Origin of the sequence: Hydrogenophaga sp. A37 (assembly GCF_002001205.1) — a bacterium.
Classification (GTDB): domain Bacteria; phylum Pseudomonadota; class Gammaproteobacteria; order Burkholderiales; family Burkholderiaceae_C; genus Hydrogenophaga.
This window is the reverse complement of the sequence record NZ_MUNZ01000155.1, coordinates 1-1,885: the sequence shown is the minus strand read 5'-3', so window position 1 is coordinate 1,885 and position 1,885 is coordinate 1. Positions and strand designations below refer to the sequence as shown.

At 67.4% G+C, this 1,885-nt stretch carries 2 protein-coding genes and 1 pseudogene; all 3 read left to right on the top strand.

Annotated features, from left to right (window positions below; all coding sequences use genetic code 11):
- A pseudogene (locus tag B0E41_RS26805) lies at positions 1-340 on the top strand (hypothetical protein); the annotation flags it as partial.
- Between the two features lie 42 nt (positions 341-382).
- Positions 383-724 (top strand): hypothetical protein, encoded by a 342-nt coding sequence (locus tag B0E41_RS21575; protein ID WP_077334332.1) that lies wholly within the window; start codon positions 383-385, stop codon positions 722-724.
- Positions 725-781: 57 nt separating this feature from the next.
- Entirely contained in the window at positions 782-1,882 is a 1,101-nt protein-coding gene (locus B0E41_RS21570; protein ID WP_077334330.1) for a hypothetical protein, read from the top strand.
- Positions 1,883-1,885 lie beyond the last annotated feature (3 nt).

The window sequence follows — 1,885 nt, the reverse complement described above, 5'->3', positions numbered from 1 at the left end:
GCCCTACACGCCCCCGCCGGTGCCCCCCGCGCCGGTGCCGCCGGTGGTCAACCCCCTGCCGGGGCCCACACCATCCCCATCGAACGAGGTGGTGGTGCAGACCGCCTTCAGCCAGGGCACCGCGGCCATCACCACGCTGCAGGGTGTGGCCGAAGCCACCAGCACCGTCGCGCAAGAGGCCCAGGCCGACCTGAAAAGCCTGGCACAGCAGGCCAGCGCAACGCCTGCGCCTGCGCCTGCGCCTGCGCCTGCACCTGTACCTGCACCTGCACCTGCTCCAGCCCCGTCTCCCACCCCGGCACCCGCACCCGCGCCGACGCCCGCACCACCCGCGCCGTAACTACGCCCACGCCGACCATCTCTCAGCGCTTAAGGATTCGCCATGGACAACACCAACGCCCAGGTCATCGACACCGTCAATCAGATTCAAATGGCCACGATGGCCCCGCAGGTGGTCATGACCAGCGGTGCCGGCAAGGCCTACCAGTCGGTGGCGCAGTCAACCGCCATCGCGGTGCAGGATTCAGCCGATGCGTTGCGCAACCTCTCCACCATCGCCACCACGGCCATCGGTGTGGCCATGGCCCAGCTCCTGGCGACCAAGGACGTGAAATACGTCGAGGTGATCACGGCTGCGCAGCAGGTGATGACGCAGGCCAATGTCGAGTTCGGCCAGGTCGGTGCCACGGCCGCCAACGTCATCAAGGGTTACCCGGCGGGCTGACCCGCGTTTGGTGCGAAGCGCATCACAGCATCACAGATAGGTGAAAGAACCCACGCCATGACTGTCATCGTTGCCGGCAAGCTGATCCAGAAGAGTGAAAGCCTGTCTGAGCTCGCGCGCCAGACCTTGACCTATATCGACGGCGGCCCCCAGTGGCTGGCCTGGGCCTTGCCCAACCCCATGGTGTGCTACGAAGTGGCGGACGAGACCACGCTGCTGGCCGAGGTGCAGCAAGGGCTGCACGCCTCGCCCATGGCCTTGCTGCCGGGGCTGGGCCTGTGGGTCAGCCCGGTCAAGCTCATGTCGCTGGGCAGCGCCAACCTGCGCACCCTCGGCCAGGCCGAAATCGGCGACACCAGCGCCGCCGTGGTGCAGCAGACCCAACGCATCATGGCCGACCACCATCTCGTGGACGCGCAGCAGTTGCGCAGCGCGAGCGAGTTTCTGCAAGACCTGGGTGTGGCGGATGCGCCCGTGTTTCAGGCGCTGGATTTCAACGACCGCGTGGCCTTGCACACGCTGGCCGCAGCAGCCATGGGGCAAGACGGCGACAACCCGGCGCAACTGCGCCAGGAGGCGGCCGCCTTCGGCGTGCAGCAGGCCCGCACCGTGCCCGAGTTCTGCGACTACTACCAGGTGTACCTGGCCCACTCCAAAAAGATGAACGCACTGGGCGGCACGGCGGCTGCGCGCGGCCAGTTGTGCAGCCAGGCCGTGCAGACCCTGCTGCCACTGGCCTTCGGCGCGATGGAGTGCCCGCAGCTGCCCGACCGCCTGCCCTCACCCGCCGAGGTCGAGCAGTGCCTGCGCAACTGGCTGGCCCGGGGGCACACGCTGGGCTTTTCACGCTTGTCGCAGGCCGTGCTGCAGATGGTCACGCAAACCATCTTCAGCAACGAAACCGGCACGGACGCGCGGCGCCTGTTTGACCTGTACCTCAGCACGGCACAGGCCTTCCTGGGTGGCAACCGTTTGAAGGAAAGCCGCCTGGGGCAAGACGGCGCCAGCCTCACCTTCACGCTGCAGAACGACACACAACAAGCGGTGTTGCACGTGAGCGCGGACCGGCTGCTGTCATTGCGAAAGTTTGGCGCCTGGGTGGCGCCCGATGCGGCCTCAGGCCTGCCCAGTTCCCCATCCACCTCGACACCGGAGTAGCCC

What these genes read in the sequence shown, in the direction of transcription:
- B0E41_RS21575 (WP_077334332.1), top strand. Translation starts at nt 383, where the DNA reads ATGGACAACACCAACGCCCAGGTCATCGACACCGTCAATCAGATTCAA.
- B0E41_RS21570 (WP_077334330.1), top strand. Translation starts at nt 782, where the DNA reads ATGACTGTCATCGTTGCCGGCAAGCTGATCCAGAAGAGTGAAAGCCTG.